General features: G+C 69.1%; 19 protein-coding genes and 1 pseudogene. 9 read left to right on the top strand and 11 right to left on the bottom strand.

Annotated elements, in window-relative coordinates:
* Positions 1-50: 50 nt before the first annotated feature.
* Entirely contained in the window at positions 51-878 is an 828-nt protein-coding gene (locus tag ACOZ38_RS20380) for an SDR family NAD(P)-dependent oxidoreductase (protein WP_424532676.1), read from the bottom strand.
* A gap of 542 nt (positions 879-1,420) precedes the next feature.
* Between ACOZ38_RS20380 and ACOZ38_RS20375 the strand changes: the two genes are divergently transcribed.
* Positions 1,421-3,235, top strand: a complete 1,815-nt coding sequence (locus ACOZ38_RS20375; RefSeq protein ID WP_424532674.1) for a DUF4157 domain-containing protein — start codon at positions 1,421-1,423, stop codon at positions 3,233-3,235.
* 324 nt (positions 3,236-3,559) lie between these two features.
* On the opposite strand, the gene ACOZ38_RS20370 is transcribed toward ACOZ38_RS20375, so the two are convergent.
* Together ACOZ38_RS20370 and ACOZ38_RS20365 are read right to left on the bottom strand one after the other, a co-directional pair.
* Positions 3,560-4,369 (bottom strand): MBL fold metallo-hydrolase, encoded by an 810-nt coding sequence (locus ACOZ38_RS20370; RefSeq protein WP_424532672.1) that lies wholly within the window; start codon positions 4,367-4,369, stop codon positions 3,560-3,562.
* Complete coding sequence (locus ACOZ38_RS20365) at positions 4,363-4,959, bottom strand: dihydrofolate reductase family protein (RefSeq protein WP_424532670.1); 597 nt, start codon at positions 4,957-4,959, stop codon at positions 4,363-4,365. The genes ACOZ38_RS20370 and ACOZ38_RS20365 overlap by 7 nt, the downstream gene beginning before the upstream one ends.
* 74 nt (positions 4,960-5,033) lie before the next feature.
* Here ACOZ38_RS20365 and ACOZ38_RS20360 point away from each other — a divergent pair, with 74 nt between their 5' ends.
* From ACOZ38_RS20360 to ACOZ38_RS20350, 3 genes and pseudogenes are all read left to right on the top strand, one after another.
* The gene (locus ACOZ38_RS20360; protein ID WP_424532668.1) at positions 5,034-5,537 is read left to right on the top strand and encodes a winged helix-turn-helix transcriptional regulator; all 504 of its coding nucleotides are present in this window, start codon (positions 5,034-5,036) and stop codon (positions 5,535-5,537) included.
* Between the two features lie 71 nt (positions 5,538-5,608).
* A pseudogene (locus ACOZ38_RS20355) lies at positions 5,609-5,851 on the top strand (MGH1-like glycoside hydrolase domain-containing protein); the annotation flags it as partial.
* 648 nt (positions 5,852-6,499) lie between these two features.
* Entirely contained in the window at positions 6,500-7,462 is a 963-nt protein-coding gene (locus tag ACOZ38_RS20350; RefSeq protein ID WP_424537054.1) for a discoidin domain-containing protein, read from the top strand.
* On the opposite strand, the gene ACOZ38_RS20345 is transcribed toward ACOZ38_RS20350, so the two are convergent.
* A complete protein-coding gene (locus ACOZ38_RS20345; protein WP_424532666.1) occupies positions 7,443-10,334 on the bottom strand; it encodes a LuxR C-terminal-related transcriptional regulator in 2,892 nt (963 codons plus the stop codon). The two genes, ACOZ38_RS20350 and ACOZ38_RS20345, sit on opposite strands and share 20 nt — an antisense overlap.
* A 376-nt stretch (positions 10,335-10,710) precedes the next feature.
* On the opposite strand from ACOZ38_RS20345, the gene ACOZ38_RS20340 reads away from it, so the two are divergent.
* Complete coding sequence (locus tag ACOZ38_RS20340) at positions 10,711-11,169, top strand: DUF5990 family protein (RefSeq protein ID WP_424532665.1); 459 nt, start codon at positions 10,711-10,713, stop codon at positions 11,167-11,169.
* A 144-nt stretch (positions 11,170-11,313) separates the two neighbouring features.
* Here the strand turns inward: ACOZ38_RS20340 and ACOZ38_RS20335 are convergent, their stop codons facing one another.
* Positions 11,314-12,291: a Rid family hydrolase gene (locus ACOZ38_RS20335; protein WP_424532663.1), complete on the bottom strand. Its 978-nt coding sequence runs from the start codon at positions 12,289-12,291 to the stop codon at positions 11,314-11,316.
* 61 nt (positions 12,292-12,352) lie between these two features.
* On the opposite strand from ACOZ38_RS20335, the gene ACOZ38_RS20330 reads away from it, so the two are divergent.
* Entirely contained in the window at positions 12,353-13,351 is a 999-nt protein-coding gene (locus tag ACOZ38_RS20330; protein ID WP_424532662.1) for a helix-turn-helix transcriptional regulator, read from the top strand.
* 192 nt (positions 13,352-13,543) lie between these two features.
* On the opposite strand, the gene ACOZ38_RS20325 is transcribed toward ACOZ38_RS20330, so the two are convergent.
* Together ACOZ38_RS20325 and ACOZ38_RS20320 are read right to left on the bottom strand one after the other, a co-directional pair.
* On the bottom strand, positions 13,544-13,894 hold the full coding sequence (locus ACOZ38_RS20325) for a carboxymuconolactone decarboxylase family protein (protein WP_424532661.1): 351 nt from the start codon (positions 13,892-13,894) through the stop codon (positions 13,544-13,546).
* A gap of 163 nt (positions 13,895-14,057) precedes the next feature.
* On the bottom strand, positions 14,058-14,300 hold the full coding sequence (locus tag ACOZ38_RS20320; protein WP_424537213.1) for a hypothetical protein: 243 nt from the start codon (positions 14,298-14,300) through the stop codon (positions 14,058-14,060).
* Between ACOZ38_RS20320 and ACOZ38_RS20315 the strand changes: the two genes are divergently transcribed.
* Both ACOZ38_RS20315 and ACOZ38_RS20310 read left to right on the top strand, forming a co-directional pair.
* Entirely contained in the window at positions 14,247-14,570 is a 324-nt protein-coding gene (locus tag ACOZ38_RS20315) for a TetR-like C-terminal domain-containing protein (RefSeq protein WP_424537053.1), read from the top strand. The genes ACOZ38_RS20320 and ACOZ38_RS20315 overlap by 54 nt on opposite strands.
* A gap of 438 nt (positions 14,571-15,008) precedes the next feature.
* A complete protein-coding gene (locus ACOZ38_RS20310) occupies positions 15,009-16,646 on the top strand; it encodes a cellulose binding domain-containing protein (RefSeq protein ID WP_424532659.1) in 1,638 nt (545 codons plus the stop codon).
* A 378-nt stretch (positions 16,647-17,024) separates the two neighbouring features.
* Here ACOZ38_RS20310 and ACOZ38_RS20305 read toward each other — a convergent pair whose 3' ends face one another.
* On the bottom strand, positions 17,025-18,209 hold the full coding sequence (locus ACOZ38_RS20305) for an FAD-dependent oxidoreductase (protein ID WP_424532657.1): 1,185 nt from the start codon (positions 18,207-18,209) through the stop codon (positions 17,025-17,027).
* A 53-nt stretch (positions 18,210-18,262) separates the two neighbouring features.
* On the opposite strand from ACOZ38_RS20305, the gene ACOZ38_RS20300 reads away from it, so the two are divergent.
* Positions 18,263-18,955: a TetR/AcrR family transcriptional regulator gene (locus tag ACOZ38_RS20300; protein WP_424532655.1), complete on the top strand. Its 693-nt coding sequence runs from the start codon at positions 18,263-18,265 to the stop codon at positions 18,953-18,955.
* 189 nt (positions 18,956-19,144) lie between these two features.
* Here the strand turns inward: ACOZ38_RS20300 and ACOZ38_RS20295 are convergent, their stop codons facing one another.
* The 3 genes from ACOZ38_RS20295 to ACOZ38_RS20285 form a co-directional block, all read right to left on the bottom strand.
* A complete protein-coding gene (locus ACOZ38_RS20295) occupies positions 19,145-20,410 on the bottom strand; it encodes a hypothetical protein (RefSeq protein WP_424532653.1) in 1,266 nt (421 codons plus the stop codon).
* Between the two features lie 104 nt (positions 20,411-20,514).
* On the bottom strand, positions 20,515-20,847 hold the full coding sequence (locus ACOZ38_RS20290; RefSeq protein ID WP_424532652.1) for a hypothetical protein: 333 nt from the start codon (positions 20,845-20,847) through the stop codon (positions 20,515-20,517).
* Positions 20,848-21,785: 938 nt separating this feature from the next.
* Positions 21,786-22,199: a hypothetical protein gene (locus ACOZ38_RS20285; protein WP_424532650.1), complete on the bottom strand. Its 414-nt coding sequence runs from the start codon at positions 22,197-22,199 to the stop codon at positions 21,786-21,788.
* Positions 22,200-22,276: the final 77 nt, after the last annotated feature.

Here is a 22,276-nt window from a genome sequence, read left to right as displayed (position 1 = left end):
ACGGCGGGGTGTGCGATGGCCGGCGGGCCGCCAAGGTCCGCCGGGGCCCGCTATTTCGCGTGGAGGTCCAGTAGCTCTGCCGTGATGTCCGCGAGGCGAGCCGCTGACTCCGGTGAGAAGAGCCTGCTTCGAACGCTCAGCTCGTCGTACATGTTGAACGCGCTGAGCGGCTCCTTGGGCGGGTCGTCGAGAAGCCGGAGGATCGGAGGCACGACGGCGGTGGCGGGTTTCGCCAGTGCCTTCTGCTGCTCGATGTACGCCGCCGTCGGCGGGTCGAACTCACCGGCGAAGCCCGTCGATGTCGTCCCCGGGTGGAACAGCACGTACTTGACCTGGCCCTTGCCGTGGCGCTCGGCGAAGGTGACCCCGAGCAGATCGTTGAGTCGCCCGGTCATGAACATCGCCCGCACGCCGTCGTACTGCCGGGCACTCTGCAGATCGTCCCAGTCGATCGGTGTGTCGTGGCCCGGGCCGGCCACGTTGACGACCACCGCGCCATGAGCTTTCTCGAAGGCGCCGAGCAACCCGTAGCCGAACAGGACGCGACTCAGGTAGAAGAGCGCGAAGTTGTCCTCGAAGCCATCGGGGGTCACCGACCGGTACGTCCGGAAGAAGCGCGCGCACATCACGAGGCCGTCGATTCTCGGGTAGGCCTCGAGCAGATCGCCGACGACGCGCCGGGTGTCCGACACCAGACTGAGGTTCGCCGGGAAGAAGGCCGCACTTCCTGGCGCATCGGCCGCCTCGCGGATGAGACGGTCGGCCTTCTTCGGGTCCGTTCCGATCACTACGGCGTGATCTCCCCGGGAGAACAGCGCGCGAGCAACAGCCGCCCCGATTCCATCGGTGCCACCCGTGATCACGAATGTCTTCGTCAAGTCAGTGTCCTTAGTCCGCGGTCGCAGGTGCGTTGATGGCCTGCGGGAAGGTCCGCACGACAGCGCGGGCAGGCCACGACTTGTGAACCAGTTGGTTGTCCGAACCGAACCAGATTAACAGTTCTACTGAACCAGCACGTTCAACCGAGCTCGACGGTCGCTTGCCGGCCGCCCCACGACTCCGCGTCGCTCGACCGCGTCCCCACGGAAGCCGATCCCGACTTTCATGGAATATGGCCATGAATGATGACATAAGATGATTTAGCCTTTTTCGCACAGATTTGCATGGCTTCTGATGACGAGAAAAGAACGGCGGGCCGACGCGGCCTTTCACCCGGGCACACGCGGCCAAGGCGAAAAGGGCATTGGACACGAGATGGAGCGCATGATATCGCCATCCGGGCCGTGAGCTGTGGGTTTGTAACGGTGAGCCGTGTGGCCGCGATTTCGGGTAGGCCGCCCGACCGCATACCCGCTCACCACACTCTGGAGCCCGTGTGTCAACTGCCCAAAAAGCGTCCCGCCCGATTTCCCGCGCCGCCTTGGAAGGAGAAATACGCGCCACTCACGGCCGCGGAAGCCTCTTACCGCACTGGCTGACGCGCCTGTTCTCGGCGTACTTCGGCGTCGACTTCTCGGCCGTCCGATACCATGCCGGTCCCGCCGCCGACCAGCTCGCGGGCGCGGCCGGTGCGAGGGCCTTCGCCGCCGGGGGCGAGATGTACTTCCGGTCCGGCGCCTACGACCCCGGCACGCTCGACGGGCTGCGGCTGCTGTGCCACGAGGCGACGCACGTCGCACAGCAGCACGCCGGCGCGCGCGCCCACCAGGCGGGGCGCGGGCTCGTCATCGGCCGTCCGGACGACCCGGACGAGACGATGGCCGACATCTGCGCGGGCGAACTGCTCGCCCTCGCCCGCGGGGAGCGAGCCGGCATCGGCACCGGCCGCGCACGCCTGGCGCGCCGGTCCGCCCACCGCCTCCGGGGCGGGGGCGCCCTCGTCCTCCAGCGGGCGATCGGCCTGGAGATCGAGGTGTCCATCCCCATCGACAAGCTCACCCCCGCCGAGGTGGCGCAGATCAAGGCCGAAGTCGCCAAGGAGTCCGTCGCGGGGCTTCCGAAGAAGCAGGGGCACCGCATCACCGCGGTCGGCATGCGGGACATGAACGGCAGGGTCAACTACGGGACCATACGTAATCCCGCCAACGGTTACCGGGTCGACGCCGACCACGACGACCGCGTGCTGCCGCCGGAGCCGATGGGGGCGGGGTGGCCGATCCGCCAGGGTAGCCGGGACTCGATCATCGAGATCGTCATGGACCCTCCGGCGGACGGCCAGGCCCAGCTCACCGCGGCCATGAACAACATCGACGCCTTCATCACCCAGATCGATGTTCAGACCAACCAGCTCACCACCCGTTGGGTCGGCGCGTTTCCGGCGCTCGGCGCCCCCGCGATGCCCCTCCCGGTCAGCTTGGGGCCTTTCGACTACACCGACACCGGCGCCTACCCGGCGATCCGGGTACCGCAGCACAACCTCGAGGGCAGCATCCAGGTCAACATCGGCATCGACCTGCGCGAATACCACAGCCTTCTGAAGTGGTACGCCGAATCGCAGTACGCCGTCGCGACCCGCGTGCCGACCCCTACCGAGCAGAGCATCTACCGCGACATCAAGGACCACATCCGGGAGGCGGTCGACATCGGGCGCAACCTCGCCGACCAGGCGTACAACGCCGCCACCACAGCTCAACGCGCGCAGGCGGGCAACTTCCGCGGGCTGCGCGGATGGCTCACCCACCTCGCTCTCTACCTCCGCCGCGGCACGCTGACGCTGGGCGATCTCAGCGGTTCCGCCAAGAACCTCGCGCCGGTGCTCATCAAGAGCCCGAACAGCGTCATCACCACCTATGGGATGACCCCCGCTGAGCAGGCTTATTTCACGGCCAACCAGGCCGCTCTGATGAACTTGCTCTTCACCGCCACAGGAAGAGCCGCCGACGTCGGCACGCCGCTCGCCGCGGTCGACGTCTTCGCCGCGGCACCAGGCGACACCGACGCCGCCACCTTGTCGAACATGGCGGCCGGCGTCGCCGGTGTCGCGCTGGCCGGTCAGCCCGTCGCCAATCCGACCGGAGTCGGCGGCAGGCGCATGGGCAACGCGGCGGTTCAGGGGCTGCCCACTGTCCCGGCCGGCAACGTGGGCGGCGGCGCGAACACGCGCGGCGGCCTGGTCGCCGAGTTCCGTACGCTGCCCGGCTTCTACGACGGCACGGCCCAGTGGCGGGCCGTCGCGCAGGCGTTCTTCGACGCGGCGGAGACCCGCAACGCCCGTGACGGGATCTCCGACAACTGAGGCGACCCCGGGCTTGAGCAGCAACCGAACGGCCAGTCACGTTAAGGAGCCCGGCGGACGCCTCTTATCGTCACTGGCCGTTCCGATGCGGATGGCGTCGGGTGGGACGTGGATCTTTACCACCCCACCCGTCGGTGAGGTCGCGAAGGTCCGCGACGACACGACCAAGCGGTTGTGGGGTGTGCTGGAGGGGCTGTTGACGATCGGGCAGCGGTACGTCCTGGACCAGCTGCTGGAGGTGCCGCCCGCTGGCCAAGTACGGGATGCGGGCGGACGCCTCGGCGTTGCGGCGGATCGCCGGCGGGGCGCCCCGTCGCGCTCGCTTCATTGGGCGAGGCGCTGGAGTTGCCCTTCGTGCACGTCGCTCACCCACTCCCAGCCAGGCTTGGCCGATGGGCCGACCCGTGGGTCGGCGGGAACTTGGCCGTTCCGCAACGCGAGTACGTACGCCCGATCCTGGTCGATCCGTGCCTGTACCTGGTCGGATCCGCCGACGGAACCGTGGCCCGGGACGACGACATCGACGTCGCTCGCCACGCCCTCGAGCAGCCGCAGCGCGGTGAGGTAGTCCTCGATCGGGTCCGCGGTGTCGTCCAAGTCGAGCATCGGAATCAGGACGTCAGAAAGCATGTCGCCGGCGACGAGAACCCCGCGTTCCTCGATCAACAGCGCCGCGTGGCCCGGGGCATGCGCTTGATGCTCGATGATCCGGACTTGAGGGCCATCCCAAGGAATCTGCGCAGTTTCGGCGGGCAGGCCGGTAATGAGGCCGAGTAGGTCCAGCGGTACCTGCCCGGCGATTTCCGTCTCGAGCAGGTGGGCGGCGATGCGAGCCTTCGCTCCTGCGTCCGACAGCTGATCTCGGACAGCGGCCGCGCAGCGCGCCGTGCCGTAACGGGGCGCCTCGCCGAGCCGGGCGTGCCAGAGCAGGTGATCCCAATCCGGATGCGTAGAAAACCCTGCCACAACGGGCTGACCCAACTCGTGAAGGTCGCTCGCGAGGCAGTCGATCTCGGAGCCGGTCACCCCGGGGTCGATGAGCAACACACCGGCCCGGCCCTGCACCACAACGGCGTTGCTCTGCACGAACTCGCTCTCGTGGACCAGCACACCCTCCGCGACCTGCCTCAGCACGAGCTCGCCTCCTTTACATCCAGGATGGCGTAGTGATGCATCGTGACGCCCTGCTCGAACGATCGCTGCTCGAGCAGGTCGAGCTCGACCGGCACATCGTAGTCGTCGAACAGCGGCCTGCCGAAGCCGAGGATCGCGGGATGGGTGAAGAGCAGCAGCTCGTCGAGAAGCCCCGCCCGGAGCAGCTGCGTCGCGAGCGCCGCGCCGCCCACACTGATGCTGCCGTCGGTCCCGGCCCGCAGGGCGGCGAGTTGCTCGATCGCGTCGTCTCCGCCGATGATCCGGGTGTTGTGATCGGCGCTGCGGCGGGTGCGGGAGACAAGCACCTTGGGCTTGGCGGTCCAGATCTCGCCGTACTCACGCATGAAATCCGGCAGCGACGCGTCCTCGTGCGCCCGTGGCCAGTACTCCTCCATGACCTCGTAGTAGACCCGGCCCTGGACCATGAGCGCGAGCGCCTGCGTCAGCGCGTTGCACTCGCGGTGCAGCTCCTCGTGGATACGCAGCCACTCGCCAGCACCGTTGTCCCCAGGAACTTGCTCGATCCGCAGGTCGAGGGACACCTGCATCGAATAGACGAAGCGGCCCATCAGCTCCTCTTCCCAAGAGTGATTGTATTCTGCAACTACTATAGGTAGGACGAAATACCTGTCAAGGAGGAATCGTGGAACCACGGTCCGGGTGTCCGATCAATGCCGCCGTCGAGGTGCTCGGAGATCGCTGGTCGTTGCTCGTGCTTCGTGACGTCATCTTCGGCGACCGCCGCTACTTTCGGGCGCTGCTCACCGGGTCGATCGAGGGCATCGCTTCGAACATCCTCGCCGACCGCCTCGTGCGGCTCGTCGACGCAGGGATCCTCACCCGCGGCACCGCCGCGCGGGGGCAGCGCGCTCGCTACAGTCTCACTGAAGCTGGTATCCAGACTCTTCCGATCATCTACGCCCTCGGCAACTGGAGCCTCGACTGGCGCCCGGGCAGCGACCAGCTCCGGAGCCGGCAGCAGCTCATGCGCGATGAGGGTCCGGCGTTCATCGAGGAGCTCATGGACGAGCTTCGTGTCCGCCACCTCGACGCCCCGCCGAAGCCGCACGACGGTCCAGGCCCGTTCGAGCGCCTCGACGCCGCCTACGCCGCGGCCGCCGAGCAAGAACACGTCGATCAACGGTGACGGAACGGCCCCCGCCCTGACCTTCTTGGGCTCCGGTAGCTTGCCGTCACCGCGCAAAAGCCCTCGCCGCGGCGCAGGCCTACGACGCGATCGGCAACGCCACCAAGGCGGCGGAGATGCGCGCGCTGGCCACCCGCGTGCAGAACGCGGTCGTCAACGTGCTGTGGAATCCGACCGCGCGCGTGCTGCAACACCGCCACGTGGCCACCAACACGCTCGACCCGTGGAAAGAGATCAACAACTTCTATCCGTACGCGGTGGGGCTCATGCCCAACACCGCGACCTACCGCGAGGCGCTGCGGCTGTTCGCCGACCCGGCCGAATACCCGGTCTTCCCCTTCTACACCGCCAACCAGAAGGACAAGGCCGCCGCCGCGGCGGCCGGCAACCCCGGCAGCAACAACTTCTCGACCATCAACTCCACCGTGCAGTTCCGGCTCTTCTCCTCGGCGCTTCGCAACTACCCCAGCTCGTACATCACCACAGACGACTACAAGAAGCTGCTCTACTGGAACACCTGGGCTCAGTACGTCGGCGGCAACACCCAGTGGCCGGACGCCAACGAGTTCTGGGCCAACTGGAACGGCTCGTCCATCACCTACCGGTCCTGGATCCACCACAACATCCTCGGCAGCAGCAACTGGACGCTGATCGAGGACGTCGCCGGGCTGCGCCCGCGCAACGACAACAAGGTGGAGCTCTCGCCGATCAACATCGGCTGGTCGAACTTCGCGGTCAACAACATCCGCTACCGCAACTCCGACCTGTCCATCGTCTGGGACGACCCCGCCGACGGCGTGGTCAAGTACCCCGGCGTGCCCCAGGGGTACTCCATCTACGTCAACGGCAGCCGGGCGGCCACGGTCAACCAGCTTGTGCCGTTCGTCTTCGACCCCGGCACCGGCGCGGTCACCTTCCCCGGCACCGCCGGCACGGTCGCCTTCAACACGGCGGTCCCGGGGATGCAGGCGCCGCAGCAGGTCGTCCAGTCCGACCCGCGCGTGGTCGACGAACTGGCCAAGGCCGGGGCCGACCTCACCGGCAACCTGACCAACCTCGCCCAGGGCGCCACCGTGTCGGCCTCCTACACCGGCTCGGGCACCAGCACCGGCTCCGCGGTCGACGGGTACCCGATCAACGAGCCCTTCTGGGGGGCGGGCGGCTCGCCCAACGCCCAGGACTGGTACGAGCTGAACCTGGGCAGCGCCAAGACGCTCGACGAGGTCCGGCTCTACTTCAAGGACAGCCGCCCGGCCAGCGGCACCTACCGGCCGCCGTCCTCCTACCAGATCCAGTACCTGAACGGCAGCACCTGGACCAACGCCGGCTCCCAGGCGCAGACGCCGAGCACCCCGCAGGGCAACTACAACCTGGTGCGGTTCACCCCGGTCACCGCGCAGCGGGTGCGCGTGCTGATGACCAACGCCTCCGGCGCGAAGAGCGGCCTCACCGAGGTGAAGATCTACAACCGGGGCGGGACGGCCCCGCCGGCCGGCGCCAACCTCGCCCTGTCGGCGACGCCGTCCGCCTCCACCACCTCGGCGTGGGAGTCGGTCGCGGCCCTCAACGACGGCATCGACCCGTCCTCCTCCAACGACACGGTCAACCCGCGCTGGGGCACCTGGCCTGAGCAGGGCGAGCAGTGGGGCGCCCTGACCTGGCCGTCGGCGGTGACGCTCAACAAGGCGCAGGTGTACTTCTTCGACGACGACCAGGGCATCGACCTGCCCGCGTCCTGGAAGCTGCAGTCCTGGAACGGCAGCGCCTACGTCGACGTCGCCGGCGCGAGCGGTTACCCCGTCTCCGCCGGCCAGTACAACACCGTGACCTTCACCGCGGTGAACACCACCCGGCTGCGCGTGCTGCTGCAGAGCGCCGCCGGCTTCTCGGTCGGAATGCTGGAGGTCAAGGCGTACGGCCCATAGCCCGTGTCACCGCGGCGGGGGAGACCGCCGGCCTCCCCCGCCGCTCCGACCCTGCCCCCTCCCGCGAGGGAAGAGGGGGGAGCCGAGGGGGAGGGGCGGGTGTGGGGATCCGCTGAGCCTGCCTTCCCCGAAGGGCATGGGCGAGATCACGCCGGGTGGTGACCCCGAGCTTGGTGTAGATCTTCTGCAGATGGTTGTCGACGGTGCGCACCGACAGGACCAGGGTCCGGGCGATGTCCTTGCTGGCCGTGCCGCCGGCGGCCAGCAGTGCGATGTCGCGCTCGCGCGCGGTCAGGGGAACGGCCTCGTGGCCGGTGGCCAGAAGGGGCGTGTCCGCGCCTTCGCAGCGCGTCCTCAGCTCCACGGCGCGTGCGGCCGCCGCGGCGGCCTGGCGGAGGGCGCCGTTCTGCCGCCAGGCCGCGGCGGCGGTGGTGGCGGCCTCGGCGGCCAGGAGGTCCGCGCCGATGTCCTGGAGCATGTCGGCGACCTCGACAAGCCTCTCCGGGTCGTTCGCGGCCAGGGCGCCCGCCATTCGCGCCCGGGCCGTCGTGAGGCGGCCGTCGCACATCCCGGCCAGTGTCGCGAGACGACCGGCCACCTGCCTGGCCCCTCCGAGGCGGGCCACGTCGGTGAGCAGCAGCGCCTCGCAGGTCAGCTGGCCGGTGTCCCGCGCCGTCGCGGCGGCGCGAACGAGGGTCTTCCGCGCCTCGGCCAGCTGCCCCCGAACCGCCAGCAGCCAGGCCTCCCCGAGCAGCTCTTCGCCGGCGAAGAGCTGCTGACCCGGGTAGGTGTGAAGTTCGTCCAGGGCCGCCTCGGCCACCTCGACGTCACCGAGCACCGCGCTGGTCGCGCACAGCCCGGAGAGGATGAGACGCAGGGGCCGGAGATGGTGCTGGGCTCGGGCCGGCGCCGCCGCCTCCGCATACCAGTGACGCGCCGTGGCCACCCTTCCGGCCAGCCACTCCACCCGTGCCCGGCTCAAGGCGTTCCACGTCGCCCCGTAACCTCCGCCGCGCCCGGTGAGCAGGTCGTCGGTGCCGCGCGCTCCGATCTCACGGGCCAGGGCCAGCCGGCCGTCCTCCGCCGCCGCGTGGGTGAGCGGGAGCACGTAGGTGAACGCCGGGGGAAGCAGGGCTTGCTCGTCCTGCGGATGTGCCCGGTGGGCCCGCTCGGCCGCCTCGGCCAGGGACCACGCCTCACGGGTACGGCCGAGCAGCGCCAGCCCTGTCGCCTTCGACGACGTACCCCACAGCCACCCGTTCACGTCCTGGGTCCTGAGTGCCTCCCGTGGAAGCGGGTCCAGCAGCTCCACCCCCTCGGCGGGCCTGCCGGACATCGTGATCATGGTTGCCCTGTCGATGAGCAGGAGTTCGCGATCGGCTCCATGGGGGACGCGGGCGAGTGCCTCGTCGTTGAGTTCAAGGGCCTCCTTCGTCCGCGCGCCCATCCAGAACAGGTTGTGGGTCCGCATCCTAATCGCCACCCGCCGTTCCCGGTCGGTGGACGCCTGCTCGTACACGCCGGCCAGCACCGCCTCGGCTTCGTGGCACCGGCCCGTCTCCATGAGCGCTTCGCCGTACAGGAGCCGGGATCCGGTCGTGTGGTGTTCGGCGGGCACCTTGCTCAGCACGGCGAGGACGCCGGCAGGGTCATGGGCGCGGCGAGCCGTGGCCGCGGCCCGGACGAGCAGGGCAGGGTCGGCGGTGCCGGTGGCCGCGAGCCGCCATGAGGCGACGCGCAGCGCGTCGTCACCGCGGCGGGCACCATGGGCCTCGATCCGCTCGGCCTGGCGTAGCAGCATGGCCCGGCGCCGGATCAGGGGCGTCTGTGCTCGCAGAACCTTCCCGTACAGCGGGTGGGCCAGAGTCAGGCTGACGCGCCGCCCATCGCCGGACGCGCGGATCAGCCCTGCCTGTTCCAGGTCGATGAGGGTTTGCGGGCGGGCGGCGACGTCGAGGGCTCCCAGCGGTTCGCATAGCGAGAGGAGCTCCAGCAGAGGGCGCCCCGTGCCGCCCGCGGACGCCAGCCGGGCGTTGATCAGCTCGGTCAGTCGTGGCGTGAGCGGCCGTGCGCCCTTGGCCAGCTCCCATAACGTCCCGTCGCTCGCCAGCGCCCCGGTCCGGAGGGCTCCGAGCACCAGTTCGCGCAGATAGAGCACGTTGCCGCCGGACATGCTGAACAGCTCGTGCAGTGTGCGCCGCCCGACGGGTCCGCCGAACACGGTACGGAGCAGCTCCTCGACCGTGTCCTGGTCGAATTCGGCCAGGTCGACCCGGTGTATCGAGTCCTCCCGCCGCATCACTTCCATGGCCTCGGTGACGGACCCGTCCGTACGGATCGTCCCGATGAGGAAGATCAGGCCCACGTCCATGAGCTGCCTCGTCAGTACCACGGAGGCCGCGTCCAGCAGATGCAGGTCGTCCACCAGCACCACGAGCCTGTTCCGCGCCGTTCCGGCGAGCGCCTTGGACACCGAGACGAATCCCGCCACGGGGTTGGCGGGGTCCACGTCGGGCGGGAGCAGGTGGGCTATCGCCCCGTACGGAACCGTCGACGCCGCCGCGCTCGCCGCCGCGCGCACGGCGTGGTATCCCTCGTCCACCGCCGAGATCAGGCACTCCTCCACCAGCCGTGATCTCCCGGCACCAGGCGGGCCGCACACCACGAAGCCCTGACTCCATCGGTCCGCGAGCACCTGGGAGAACCGCGTCAGCTCGGCGTGGCGGCCGACGAACGGCCAGCGCCCCGTCAGCGGGTACGGGTCCGCGGCCGTCTCGCCCGTGGCATCGCGGGCCCTTTGGCTCGTCGTTCCGCCCATCGACCCGCGGCCTGCCAGAGCGACCGGATGCCGAGGGTACGCGACCTTGGTCATTGCGCTTCGCCTTTCCGCGGTGGACGCTCCCAACGATGCGAGAGACGGATTGGCGATTACTTGCCGTCCGCTTGTTTCACCGGCCAAGAGAAGCCGCATTCGCCATGCTCTGCGGAGTCGCCCCGCTCCCGGCCTCCTCCGGCCGCTTGACGTCGGTGGGGAGCATCCGCCCCGGTGGGCACGGTCATGGAGCGGCTGACTCCAGGACGTCGACCTGCTCAGGTACCGGCTTCGTGAGCTGTCGAGTGGGACGCAAGGCGGCCACCAGCACGACTGCTCCGGCGAGTGCGATCAACGTGGTACAGACCGCGCTGCATTGCGTTGATGACGCAGCCGAACATACGTGAACGCCGTGAGTCCGGGGGATGATGCCGGGGTGCTGATCCGTATCGAGGCGTCCGACCTGCCAGGGCGGGAATGCGGGCAGACGCCCGGTTTCCCCGGCTACGGCAACATCCACGTGGGTGTGCAGCGGCGCGACCGCCGTGACGAGTTGCTCAACCCGCATCCGGGAGATGCCCCCTCGGCGGCCTGGGAGCTGGAGGTGACCGCGACCCGCGGGGAGACCGGATGGGATCTTCGGGGCCCGTTTGTGCAAGGCAGGCCGGGCGGCCGGTTCGTGTACCTGTCATGGGGCACAGTCGATGACGCCGGGATGTTCGCGATGTTCCGGCGGGCGAAGCTGTGGTTCGACGGCATCCCCGCGGCCGTGCTGGACGCCGCGGTGAAAGACGGGTTGCTGGTGGCCCGGCTGGGGCTGACGGATTCGCGCGGTCACCCGTTGTGCGCCGCGGTGCGCCCGCCGCTGGTGGAGTGGTCCGCCTCCACGGACTGATCCACTGGGGAACGTTACGCGCTGGCCGCCGGGCCGGTGAGGATGCTGCAGACCTCGTCGCTCGCGCATTGGGCGGTGTCGGTGGCGGCGGCGACAACCAAGGGTTGTCGCCGCCACTTTGCAGGCTCGATCCGTGGGTTCGTCCTATTCGGGGATGGTCGCTACTGCGTCGATCTCCACGAGCGCGCCTGGGCGGGCGTGTCCTGCGGTGGAAACGACCGTGATGGCTGTGCGGTGATCGCCCCACACTGATCGCGACGCCGCGTATCCCACCTGTGCGTCGACCCCATTGACGAGGTAGATGTTGAGTTTGACGACATGCTCGGGACCGGTGCCCGCGGCAGCAAGCACAGTCAGCACGTTTCGCATTGCCTGAGTGGCTTGCGCCTCAATACCGTCGAGCAGGTTTCCGGTGCTATCGGTGCCGAGCTGGCCACCAACATAGAGCGTCCGGGCAGCGGGTGCGATCACGCCCTGCGTGAAGGCAGGGTTGCTGTGGAGTTCCTCAGGGTCGAGGTGTGTCGTCCTTGCGGTCATGAGTCTTCCCCTGGAGGTGCCGGGTTTCGTGTGCAGGTAGAGGTCGCGCAGCAGGCAGACCTCGGACAGGTGGTGGATCAGCTCGCGGTGGATGTGCTGCACCAGATCGGCCATGGGCGCCTCGGGGAAGGGTTCCTTCGCGCCGACCGGGACCCGGAGCCCGGCCTCGCCGAGGCCGCGCACCCCGGCCAGCCAGAGGTCGAGCTGGGCCTCGAGCTGGTCGAGCGCGGTGGCCGCACTGCCGGCGTACTCCCAGGTCTCGTACGACGCCGCAGGCGCGCCGAAGTGCGCCGCGTTGCGCGCGGCGAGCACGCCGACGATGACGTGACCGAGTCGCCAGGCGATCGTGGTGAAGGCCGCGGGGACCGGGGCGGGGTAGGCGTAGTCCATCGTGAAGTCCCCGGCACCGAGCCGCACGGGCGCCGTCGAGCTGCCGCGCGGCCGCACGCTCCAGGCGTCCGGCACCGGCGACCAGAAGTACTCGTCGTCGGTGAGGCCGTCGAGCCGGGCTCGGAGCTGATGGTTCCAGTGGAACTCCCACTGCTCGCGCAGCGTCCGGTTCCAGTCGAGTTCGTCTGCATCCATGGAGTCACCCTGACACCTCTAGCGGACAGGATCGGTCCGCCATTCTGGCAGGGTGGGCGACATGGACGTGGCAAGGGGTGACGAGCGGGGTACGACGGAGCGGGTGCTCACCCTGCTCGGGCTGCTGCAGCAGCGCCAGATCTGGACCGGCCCCGAGCTCGCCGACCGGCTCGGGGTCACGCCGCGCACGGTACGGCGTGATGTCGAGCGGCTGCGCGCGCTCGGCTATCCGGTGCATGCCAGCCAGGGTGTCGGCGGCGGCTACCAACTCGGCCCGGGGCAGGACCTGCCGCCGCTGCTTCTCGACGACGAGGAGGCGATCGCCACAGTGGTCTCGCTGCTCGCCGGCGCGGGTGGCGCGGTCGCCGGCGCCGGCGACGCCGCCCTCCGGGCACTGACCAAGCTCGACCGGGTGCTGCCCACCCGGCTGCGGCACGAGGTGCGCGCGCTCTCCAGCTCGGTGGAGTCCTTCGGCGGAGGCCGCACGCCGGTCGACCCCGAGGTGCTCATGACGCTGGCCAGAGCCTGCCGCGACGAGGTCGAGGCCGGCTTCGACTACCCGACCGGGAGCGAGGTGCGACAGCGGCGGGTCGAGCCCTACCGCCTGGTCGCCTCCGACCGGCGCTGGTACCTCCTCGCCTACGACCTCGATCGCGACGACTGGCGCAGCTTCCGCGTCGACCGGATGACCGATGTGTCTGCACGGACCTGGCGCTTCCGCCCGCGCGCGGTGCCCGACGCGGCGACGTACGTGCAGGAGGGCGTGGCGAGTCGGGTCTACCCGCACCAGGCGCGCTTCCTCGTGCACGCGTCGGCCGACACGGTGCGCGCGCAGATTCCGGCGTCGGCGGCCGTCGTACGACGGCGAGGGAGCAAGCTCTGCGAGGTGCTCAGTGGCGCCGGCAGCCTCGACTTCGTGCTCATGCACGTGCTCCTGCTGGGGCACGACTTCGAGGTACTCGACCCTCCGGAGCTTGGGAGGCGCTGTCGCGCGCTGGCGGAGAGACTGCTGATGGCCGGTGCAACGATCTCACCGGTGCCGGACATGGAGGAGTCATGAGCCGCGACCACGCCAGCGCCGAGGAGCGTTTCCGCTGCCTCTATGCCGAGCACGTCGACCCGATCCAGTACCGGTGCACGCTAAGCGTCAGCGTGAACGGCGTGGTACGTGGCCAAGCGGCGGAGCTGCTTGCTCCGCCGCCGGACGCACATCGTTTCTCCAGGTCAGGCCCGAAATCGCCTCCCTTGTGTGTCAGATCCGGGCGGCGCCGAGTTCGGTGAGCAGGGCGTCGAGCACGTGCATGGCGCGCCATGCCTTGGTCATGCCGAACTGTGCGGAGAACCGTACGACGGCACGGGCCTCGTCCGGTGTGGCGCCGGCGCCGAGGGCGCGCGTCACGTGGGCGCGGAAGCTCTCCTGCAGGGTCTGGAAGAGCACGTCGACGGTCATCGTGATGAACGCGCGCTCACGGACCGACAGCAGCCGCATGTCGGCGCGCATCCGCGACTGCAGATCCATGTAGATGCCGAACGGCGCGTCGAGCGCGGCCACGGCCTGCCGCATCGGGTCGGGGATCGGGCTGCCCGTTCCGTTGGCGTTCACCTCGTGCCGTTGGCGTTCACCTCGTGGCCCTGGCCGGTGGGGCGGGTAGGGCGTGCTCCCGTTCCAGGTCGGTCAGGCGGGCGAGCGCCGCCAGGCTGGCGGGGTAGCCGCTGTCGTAGGCGACGAAGCGGAGCGCTTCGCGTAGGTCGTCGGCCGAGCGGCATCATGATGCCGCCGCGATGCCCTGGACGACGCGGAAGACGATGAGGCTGGTCGCGCTCCACGCCGAGGCGCACAGGACCGAGCCGAGCAGGAACATGCCCAGCGCGGCGATCCACAGGTGTTTGCCGCCGAGCAGTCCCGAGTCGACGTCCCCGACACCGGGAGCCTGCGCGAGGACGTCCTCACCCTCATGCGGACGATCAACGCCACCCGCGTCCAGCTCATCCCCGTCATGAGCGTGCACCTGGCCGACTACTACCAGGAGACCGGCACCCGCCCCGGCGACCTCCTCGCCACAGGACGCGGGAACACCGCCGGCGTGCTCTTCGACCGCGCCGTCGAACGCGGCGAGATCAAACCGGAACACCTCAGCGAACGCATCAAGTCCCTCCCCTTCGACCTGCTGCGCCACGAAATCCTCACGACCTTCGCCCCCGTGCCCGACCGCGTCCTCGAAGAGATCGTCGACACGATCTTCCTCCCCCTTGTGCGCCGACCGCGGCACCTCTCATAAGCGGCGACGTCGCGCCCGGATCGCCGCGCCGGTCCCGTTCCGGGGCGGTCGCCGGGATCTACCACACCGGCGTCGAGTCGGCGTCCTTCGGGGAGGCCAGGAGTTCGAAATGTTTCAGAACGAGGTCAGAACAGGCTTGACTGTCATTGTTCCGCTCCGAGCTTGCGAAACTTTCAAAGCCAAGCCTATTGATATGCCCTAGTCAAGGCCACTGAGAGTGGTATTGGTCCCGAAACGTTTCAGCGATATCGTTGACACATTCCGTGGCGTTTCTCACACTGAGTGCGGTCACCAAGTGATGGCCGGCGAGAAGAACCGACAGCGTTGGAGCGGTATTGACGCTCCGCAAGATCTTGCTCGACGCCTGACGTACTCGACATCCGTGATCATCGATCGCCGATCGTCGCTTCCATCGCCGTACCCGGAAGGAGAGCCCTAGTGATCATCAGCTCGGTCCGCTCTAAGATCCGTTCGACGGTCGCCGTGCTGGCGGCAGCGGCGACGGTCGCGGTCGGTGGAGCGGTAACGGTAGGAGCCGAGGCCGCCGCGCCTCTTGCAGCCGGTGTTGAAGACGAGGGTGCCGACTGCGCGGTGCCCGGCCTGCCCGACTCAGGATCTTTGCCTACCAACTCCCGCCTCCCCGATCCCTTCAAGAAGCTGGATGGTACGCGCATCTCCGCCAAGTCCGACTGGCGGTGCCGACGGGAAGAGATCAAGAAGCTGGCGGAGAAGTTCGTCTACGGCGAGAAGCCCGGAAAGCCGGCAAGTGTCACGGGGACGGTCTCGAGAACCGGCATCACTGTGAACGTGACGCACAACGGCAGGAGCTCCAGCTTCTCGGCTAGCGTCGAACTGCCGAGTGGTTCCGGACCTTTCCCGGCCGTCGTCGTCTTGGGAGGATTCGGAGCGGACACGGCCGCCATCAAGGCGGCTGGTGCTGCCGTCATCAACTACGACCCCTACGCGGTTGGAAAAGAGGGCACGCCACGAAATAACAAACAAGGCGCGTTCTACAGCATCTACGGCTCCTCGAGCAGCACAGGGCTGCTCCTCGCCTGGGCCTGGGGTGTGAGCCGAATCATCGACGTCATCGAGCAGTCGGGAGGCGGCATTCTCAAAGCGGATTCGACCGGCGTCACGGGATGCTCGCGGTTCGGAAAGGGCGCCTTCGTGATCGGTGCGTTCGATCAGCGCATCGCTTTGACCATGCCGATCGAGTCGGGTAGCGCTGGTGTTCCCATCTTCCGCGGGATTCCCGGAGAAGGCGCCCAGAGTCTGAGCAGCGCCTACGGTGAGCAGCCGTGGCTGGGCGACGCGTTCGGCTCCTTCACGAGCAGCCCGACCAGGCTGCCGGTGGACACGCATGAAATGGTGGCAATGGTCGCGCCGCGAGGACTATTCATCATGGATAATCCCCACATTGCCAATCTGGGCCCCAAGTCCGCGAGCGTGGCGGCCCTGGGCGGAGCGGAGGTCTACAAGGCGCTCGGCGCGGGAGACAATATCACCTACTGGTCCGACATCCAGGACGGTAATCACTGCGCCAACAGGCCTGAATGGAGGACCCCCCTGCAGCAGAACATCCAGAAGTTCTTGCTGAAGACGGGCAATACTCCCGGCGCGATCAGGATCTCGTCCAGGGCGCAGGGCAATTTGTCTGAGTGGAGAGACTGGCAGACTCCGACCCTCAACGACTCCAGCCCGTCGCCCACCCCGACCATCACCCCGACGCCGACGCCCACCCCGACCATCACGCCGACGCCCACCCCGACACCGGTGCCCGGTGGATGCGCGGCCACGATCCAGACGGTGAACGCCTGGTCCGGCGGCTTCCAGTCCACCGTCACCGTCCGCGCCGGCAACAGCGCCATCAACGGCTGGACGGTCAACTGGAGCTGGCCCGGATCCCAGGCCATCACCCAGTTGTGGAGCGGCGTCCGCTCTGGCTCGGGAGCAAGCGTCACCGTCCGCAACGAATCCTGGAACGGCAGCCTTACCGGCAACGCGACCACCACCTTCGGCTTCACCGCCAACGGCACCGCCGCCACACCGACCCTCACCTGCAGCGCCTCCTGACCCCGTGACGGCGCGGTGACGCGCCCGGGATCGCGGACCGGCGGCGGCACCCTCGTCACGAGCGAGGGTGCCGCCGCACAGCCCCCGGGGGCGAGGAACCGGTGAACAGCCGTCGGCGCTGAGAAGGATCTTGATTGCAGCGAGCGAGGCTCTCCTGGTCGTGCAGATCCCCTCAGCTCGTTACCCGGTCCCGGCGTCGGCGTGCGGCGCGGATCTCAGCGTCGGCGATCTTGTCGTAGGGCGTACAGCTGGGTGGTCTCGGTGGAGGCGTGGCCAAGGCGGCGGCGGACGGCTTCGATGCCGCGCAGCCAGTCCAGCGGCATTGCCGTGCTGCCCCGTGAAGCCGTGGCGAGCTGCTGGTGCTCTCGGGTTTGGCAGTCAGGATGGCTGAACTTCGTCGAAGAGGGCGAGGGCTTGGGTGGGGTCCGGGCTCACGAGGCGTTCCAGACCGGCCGTCGTGATCTTCGCCCACCTGCCGGCCCGTGCCCACATCTGTTCCTCGAAGGCGCGGACGGCCTCGTCCAGATCGCCAGGGCCGGGGGCGGCGGCGACGGACTCGGCGAGTTCGGCGCCTTCCAGCATCGCGAGGTTCGCGCCCACCCCCAATGGGGGCATCAGGTGGGCGGCGTCGCCCAGTAGCGTCACCCCGGTGACGTGGGCCCAGGTGTGGGACACGGGCAGGACGTAGAGGGGGCGGTGGACGAAAGCGGTGCCGTGGCGGAGGAGGTCGAGTACGGGAGCGGCCCAGCCGTCGAACAGAGCCAGCAGGCTTGATCGCACGGCCTCGCCGTCGGCCAGGTCCAGGCCCGCGTCCATGCCCGCGTCCATGCCCGCGCGCCGGTTCAGGCCCATATGCCGGTCCAGGTTCGTGTGCCAGTCCAGCGGCGCGCGGAACTGGGCGTACACCTTGACGTGGCCGCCGCTGTTGCGCTGGGCGACGAGGGCGCGGTTCACGCCGTACACAGCCATGGAACCGTCGCCGATCAGCCGGGCGAGGTCGGGGTGGCGGGTGTCGACGTCGTCCAGGGAGGTCTCGACCAAGGTGACGCCGGTGTAGTGCGGCGTCGCGGACGAGATTGCCGGGCGGACCCGGGACCAGGCGCCGTCCGCGCCGATCACGAGGTCGAACGTCTCCTGTCGCCCGTCCGCGAAACGGACCAGCACGCCGTCCCGGGTCCCCGGCACTACCTCCGTCACGCCCCGCCCCCACTGAACGTCCAGGGGGCCGAGCAGCAGGTCACGGAGTTGCCCGCGGTCGATCTCGGGATTGGCCCGGTCACCCGGACGGGGTTGCCAGTCGCGAAGCACGGTCCCGTCCACGTCCAGGATGCGCATGGCCTGCCCCTCGGGACGGGACAGCGCCTGGAACTCCTCCAGCAGCCCCGCCTTGCCCAGCGCGAGCTGGCCCAGGTTTTCGTGCAGGTCCAGCGTGCCGCCCGGAGGACGGGCGTCGGGGGCGGGATCGCGTTCGAGGACGGTGACGGGGTGATCGTGGCGGTGCAGGACGCGGGCGAAGGTAAGGCCGGCGGGGCCGCCTCCAATCACGGCGATACGATGTCTCATGTAGATACACTGTATTTTCCTGAGACGGTGTATCGCAACAGTACGATGTATCCATGACTGTGTGGGACCGGCCGGAGCCGCCGACTCGCCCCGCGCCGCTCGACCGGGAGCGAATCGTTGCCGCCGCCATCGCGCTGGCCGACGAGGGCGGGCTGGAGGCGGTGTCGTTGCGCAAGGTCGCCGCCCGGCTGGACGTCGGCCCGATGCGGCTGTACGGATACATCTCCACCAAGGAGGAACTGTTCGACCTCATGGTGGACGCGGTCCACGCCGAGATCCTCCCCGAGGAGCAGCCCGGCGACTGGCGGGAGGTGCTGCGCATCCGCGCCGACCGCACCAGGCAGGCCACTCTCCGTCACGAATGGCTGGCCGACCTGCTCGGCGGCCGTCCGACTCTGGGCCCAAACGCCCTCGCCGTGACCGAGGCCACGCTGGCCGCCCTCGACGGCCTCGCCGACCTCGACACCGTCATGCGCGCCGTGGAGACCGTCAGCGCCTACTTCACTGGCGCGATCAGGCGCGAGATCGCGAACCTGCGGGCCGAGCGCGCCACGGGCCTGTCCAAGCGCGACTGGCAGCGCGCCTCCGGCCCGCATGTGAGGAGGATGCTGGCCACGGGCCGCTTCCCGGCGCTGGCCAAGTTCGTGCACGACGGCACGGAGGTGGACGCCGAGGCGTCCTTCGCGACCGGCCTGGACTGGGTCCTCGACGCCGTGGCCGCCAAACTCGCCCAGCCGCCGGCATGACGCTCAGGCCAAGCGGTGCCGGGACTCCTGGATGGACAGTTGTGCGCGTCAACGGGCGGGCCTCGTCGGCGACACCGCGCCAAGATGCGCGGTCCCGCGAAGGATGCGAAAAGCCGCGCTCACCGTGGAGACCACTGTGAGCGCGGCATTCGGACCGCAGGCGTGGGCGGTGGGTCCTACCTGAGCGATTCAGAGGCCTTCCGGGCCCTGGCCCGCCATCCAGGACAGGCCCCAGAAGGAGCGCACCGTACGAAAGTCGGTGAAGAACAGCCTGCTGGAACAGCGGTTGGACTTGAAGGTGCAACCCGCCGGGCGGCTGTCATCCCCGCCGATGATCACTCCGGCCGCGAGAACGCTGCTGGAGTTGTCGGTGAGGGTGAACACGGGCCCACCGCTGTCGCCACTGCCAGAGGCGAGCCGACCTTGCAACTGGTCGCCGACGGACACCGCCCGGGAGACGTGGGTTCCCCAGTCGAGTGTCGAGTCGGTCTTGGTGATCTTGATGTCGCAGTGGACGCCGCTCCACGCGCCCGAGGCGCACACCAGCGAGCCCTTTCGCGGCGCCGAGGTCCCAACGACCGGCTTGGCGAACTCCGACCCGTCCTGCACGCCACCGTCCCACATCCAGCCGGTGACGAACTTGCCCGAGTCCACCGCGATGAGCGCGGAGTCCAGCGCGGGGTTGACCGCCTCGACATGGCCGATGACCACCGGGCCGCCCGTGGAGGAGTTCCCGGTGCGCACCTCGTCTCCGACGGAGTAGCAGTGCGCCGCCGTGATGAGCTTCGCGGGGTAGACCCAATCGGGACCCGCCGGGGACATCAGCCCGCCGAAGGACGTGCTGCATTCGTTGATCTGGATGCCGCCCTCGAACGGCGAGGCGCCGCCCCATCGGCCGTCATAGGGAGTCGGCGCCGGCTCCACTTCGGTGCTCACCACCAGGGGATCGGCCGGGGCCTTGGCGGCCGTTCCCGCCTCCCGGGTGACCCCCAGCTCCAGGCCGCTGCCGTCTGGGAGCGGCGTCACGCGATGGACGTCGCCGCCGGCGCTGAGCCCCCGCGTCCGGATGATCTCCTCCGCCCGCTCGCGCAGTTCGGCGGCCGAATGCGCCGCCTGGTGCACCCGCACGCGGATGCCACGCGGCGCCCTCGCCGCCACGGCGTCGACCGCCTTGGGCGCGGCGCCCTTCCAGTACAGGTGGACGATGCCGTCCGGCACGTCCAGGACCACACCGGCGAAGCCGGCTCCGCCGGAGGCCTCCAGGCCGTCGGCCAGGGCGAGCATCGGCGCCTGCCGGCGAGCCCATTCCGCATCGCGGGTGGAGGACGCCGGCCCGCCATGCCCCGGACCCGCGTTCGCCGGCGGCAGGGGGAGGAGGAGGGTGGTTCCGGCGGCGGCCAGCACCCCCATCGCCAGCCTCGTGCACCGGCCCAGCCAGGAAGTACGACGTAACATCTCTCTCGCCCATCGTGTGATATGGCGACACCCGAACGGTGTCGACGACGTGAAGAATCATCGCCGCCGGCCTGCCGCCTCCGGATGAGCAGTCACTACTCATCTCAGGTCCTGCCGGCACGGATGTCGTCGCGCACGCGGGAAAAGTGCGGGTCACCGGGGTTCGGGTTGATTTCGCTGGGGGGTGTCCGCACGTCTGCCTTGGGCGCACGGTGCAGCCGCTTCTCGTGGGCGGGGAACGCGCCGGGGTCACCGGCGCCGCGCAGCAGGATCAGCTCGGCCCCTGGAAGGGCCCGAAGGTGTGTGAGCGCCTCCTCTGGCGGCCGGCTGCGCAGCGCGTGCGCGTCGAGCGAGCCCTGGGCCGCGGCGCGGCCGAGCGTACCGGTGAGGTCTTCTGGCGTGAAAGCAGAGCCGCCGGCTGCGATGACCCTGTTCATCGCAGTCGGCCTTGCTCCGGGAGGGTCCTGCTGAACGTCTCTTCCGTGACGTCCAAGATTCTGTTTCCAAGATTCTCGGCCACGGCGATCCATGACCAGGAGCCTCATCCGCCGGCGAAGGAAACGAAGGGGAGCCGCAAGCGTGCACCGGCTGGGAGACCGCTGATGGCGCTGCTCACGGCGCCGGCGTGACCCCATGGAGGGCCGGGCTCACCCGGATGGTCGCTACCTGGAACTCTCCGCGTGGTGTTCCCCGGATATCGACCACGTACGTCTGCGTGCCGCGGGCATCCGCGTCATCGCCGACACAGCCGAGGAAGATCACCGCCTGCCGCGCACACTCTAACGCGCACCCCGAGACCATTGCCGTGTCGAAATGATCCCCACTCGGCCGAGAACGACCGGAAGGTCGCCGATGCTTACCTGCTTCCGACGGCGGTCCGCGAGTCGACCCGCAAACGGATCTACCTGAGGAACTGCGCATGACTCGTGCTGGTTGAGAGCCCCGCGACCCGTGGGTGCGTCCACGGGCGGCACCGGAACCGGCCCTCTGGTCGCGCACTGGATGACCGGGCGCTGCTTCGTGGACGGGGTTCCGTACGGGGCCACCTGACGGGCGCGCCACGGGTGTCGTACGCCCCCAGGGCAGGCCGTAGTCCGCGCTTCCACGCCGACCACCGCGAAACGCAGGTAAACGCGAAGATGATTGAGCCACTCGCGGAGCCGATGGCGACAGGGAAACGCAACCGACTCCTCGCCCTCTTACGGAAGGCACGAGGCGCGCGCCCGTCGCTGGAACCGGATTGAGACCTCCGGGCCTGCTGTGAGCGTGGTTGGCTTGGTCATCCTCGCGTGTACCTGGTCGTACCCGCCCTACCGATAGGCCCTGCTGTAGGGCATTAGTCGTTTGATCTGATCGTCCACGACCTGGCGCTGGATCAGCCGCAGGGGGACACGTAGTAGCCGGCGCCGCCGCCGCAGGCGGTGCCGTCGTTGACGACGACCACACCGCCGGTGGGGACCAGGCCCGTGGTCACCACGCCGGTGGGGACCACGCCGCCGCCCCAGTAACCACCGCCCCAGTAGCCGTTACCCCAGTAACCGCTACCCCAGTAGCCGCCGCCCCACGGACGGCCCCAGTAGCCGCCGCCCCACGGACGACCGCCCCAGCCGCCGCCCCAGCCGCCGCCCCAGCCTCCGCCGTGACCCCAGCCACCGCCGGGGCCGCGGTCGGCGCCGACCGCGGCGTTGACCGAGTGGTGCGGGGTGGACGTGTCCGCCGAGGCGGCGACCGGTGCCATGACGGCGAGAGCGGCACAGGCAGAACTGGCCAGAAGTAGTTGGCGAATCATGCTTGTGTATCCTCCTGTCCGATTGCAGTCACTGATTGTGACCGCTGCCACGTTATCCAGCCGTCGATCATGAATCT

The sequence above is a fragment of the Sphaerisporangium viridialbum genome (assembly GCF_049674955.1).
Classification (GTDB): Bacteria; Actinomycetota; Actinomycetes; order Streptosporangiales; family Streptosporangiaceae; genus Sphaerisporangium; species Sphaerisporangium viridialbum.
This window is presented reverse-complemented; position numbering and strand designations above follow the sequence as displayed.

Bases quoted from the DNA above. Each gene is read 5' to 3' on its own strand.
- ACOZ38_RS20315 (WP_424537053.1), top strand. From the start codon at position 14,247: ATGCGGACGATCAACGCCACCCGCGTCCAGCTCATCCCCGTCATGAGC.
- ACOZ38_RS20330 (WP_424532662.1), top strand. From the start codon at position 12,353: ATGGACGTGGCAAGGGGTGACGAGCGGGGTACGACGGAGCGGGTGCTC.
- ACOZ38_RS20345 (WP_424532666.1), bottom strand. From the start codon at position 10,334: ATGACCAAGGTCGCGTACCCTCGGCATCCGGTCGCTCTGGCAGGCCGC.
- ACOZ38_RS20305 (WP_424532657.1), bottom strand. From the start codon at position 18,209: ATGAGACATCGTATCGCCGTGATTGGAGGCGGCCCCGCCGGCCTTACC.
- ACOZ38_RS20285 (WP_424532650.1), bottom strand. From the start codon at position 22,199: ATGATTCGCCAACTACTTCTGGCCAGTTCTGCCTGTGCCGCTCTCGCC.
- ACOZ38_RS20295 (WP_424532653.1), bottom strand. From the start codon at position 20,410: ATGTTACGTCGTACTTCCTGGCTGGGCCGGTGCACGAGGCTGGCGATG.
- ACOZ38_RS20365 (WP_424532670.1), bottom strand. From the start codon at position 4,959: ATGGGCCGCTTCGTCTATTCGATGCAGGTGTCCCTCGACCTGCGGATC.
- ACOZ38_RS20300 (WP_424532655.1), top strand. From the start codon at position 18,263: ATGACTGTGTGGGACCGGCCGGAGCCGCCGACTCGCCCCGCGCCGCTC.
- ACOZ38_RS20290 (WP_424532652.1), bottom strand. From the start codon at position 20,847: ATGAACAGGGTCATCGCAGCCGGCGGCTCTGCTTTCACGCCAGAAGAC.
- ACOZ38_RS20350 (WP_424537054.1), top strand. From the start codon at position 6,500: ATGCAGGCGCCGCAGCAGGTCGTCCAGTCCGACCCGCGCGTGGTCGAC.
- ACOZ38_RS20335 (WP_424532663.1), bottom strand. From the start codon at position 12,291: ATGGATGCAGACGAACTCGACTGGAACCGGACGCTGCGCGAGCAGTGG.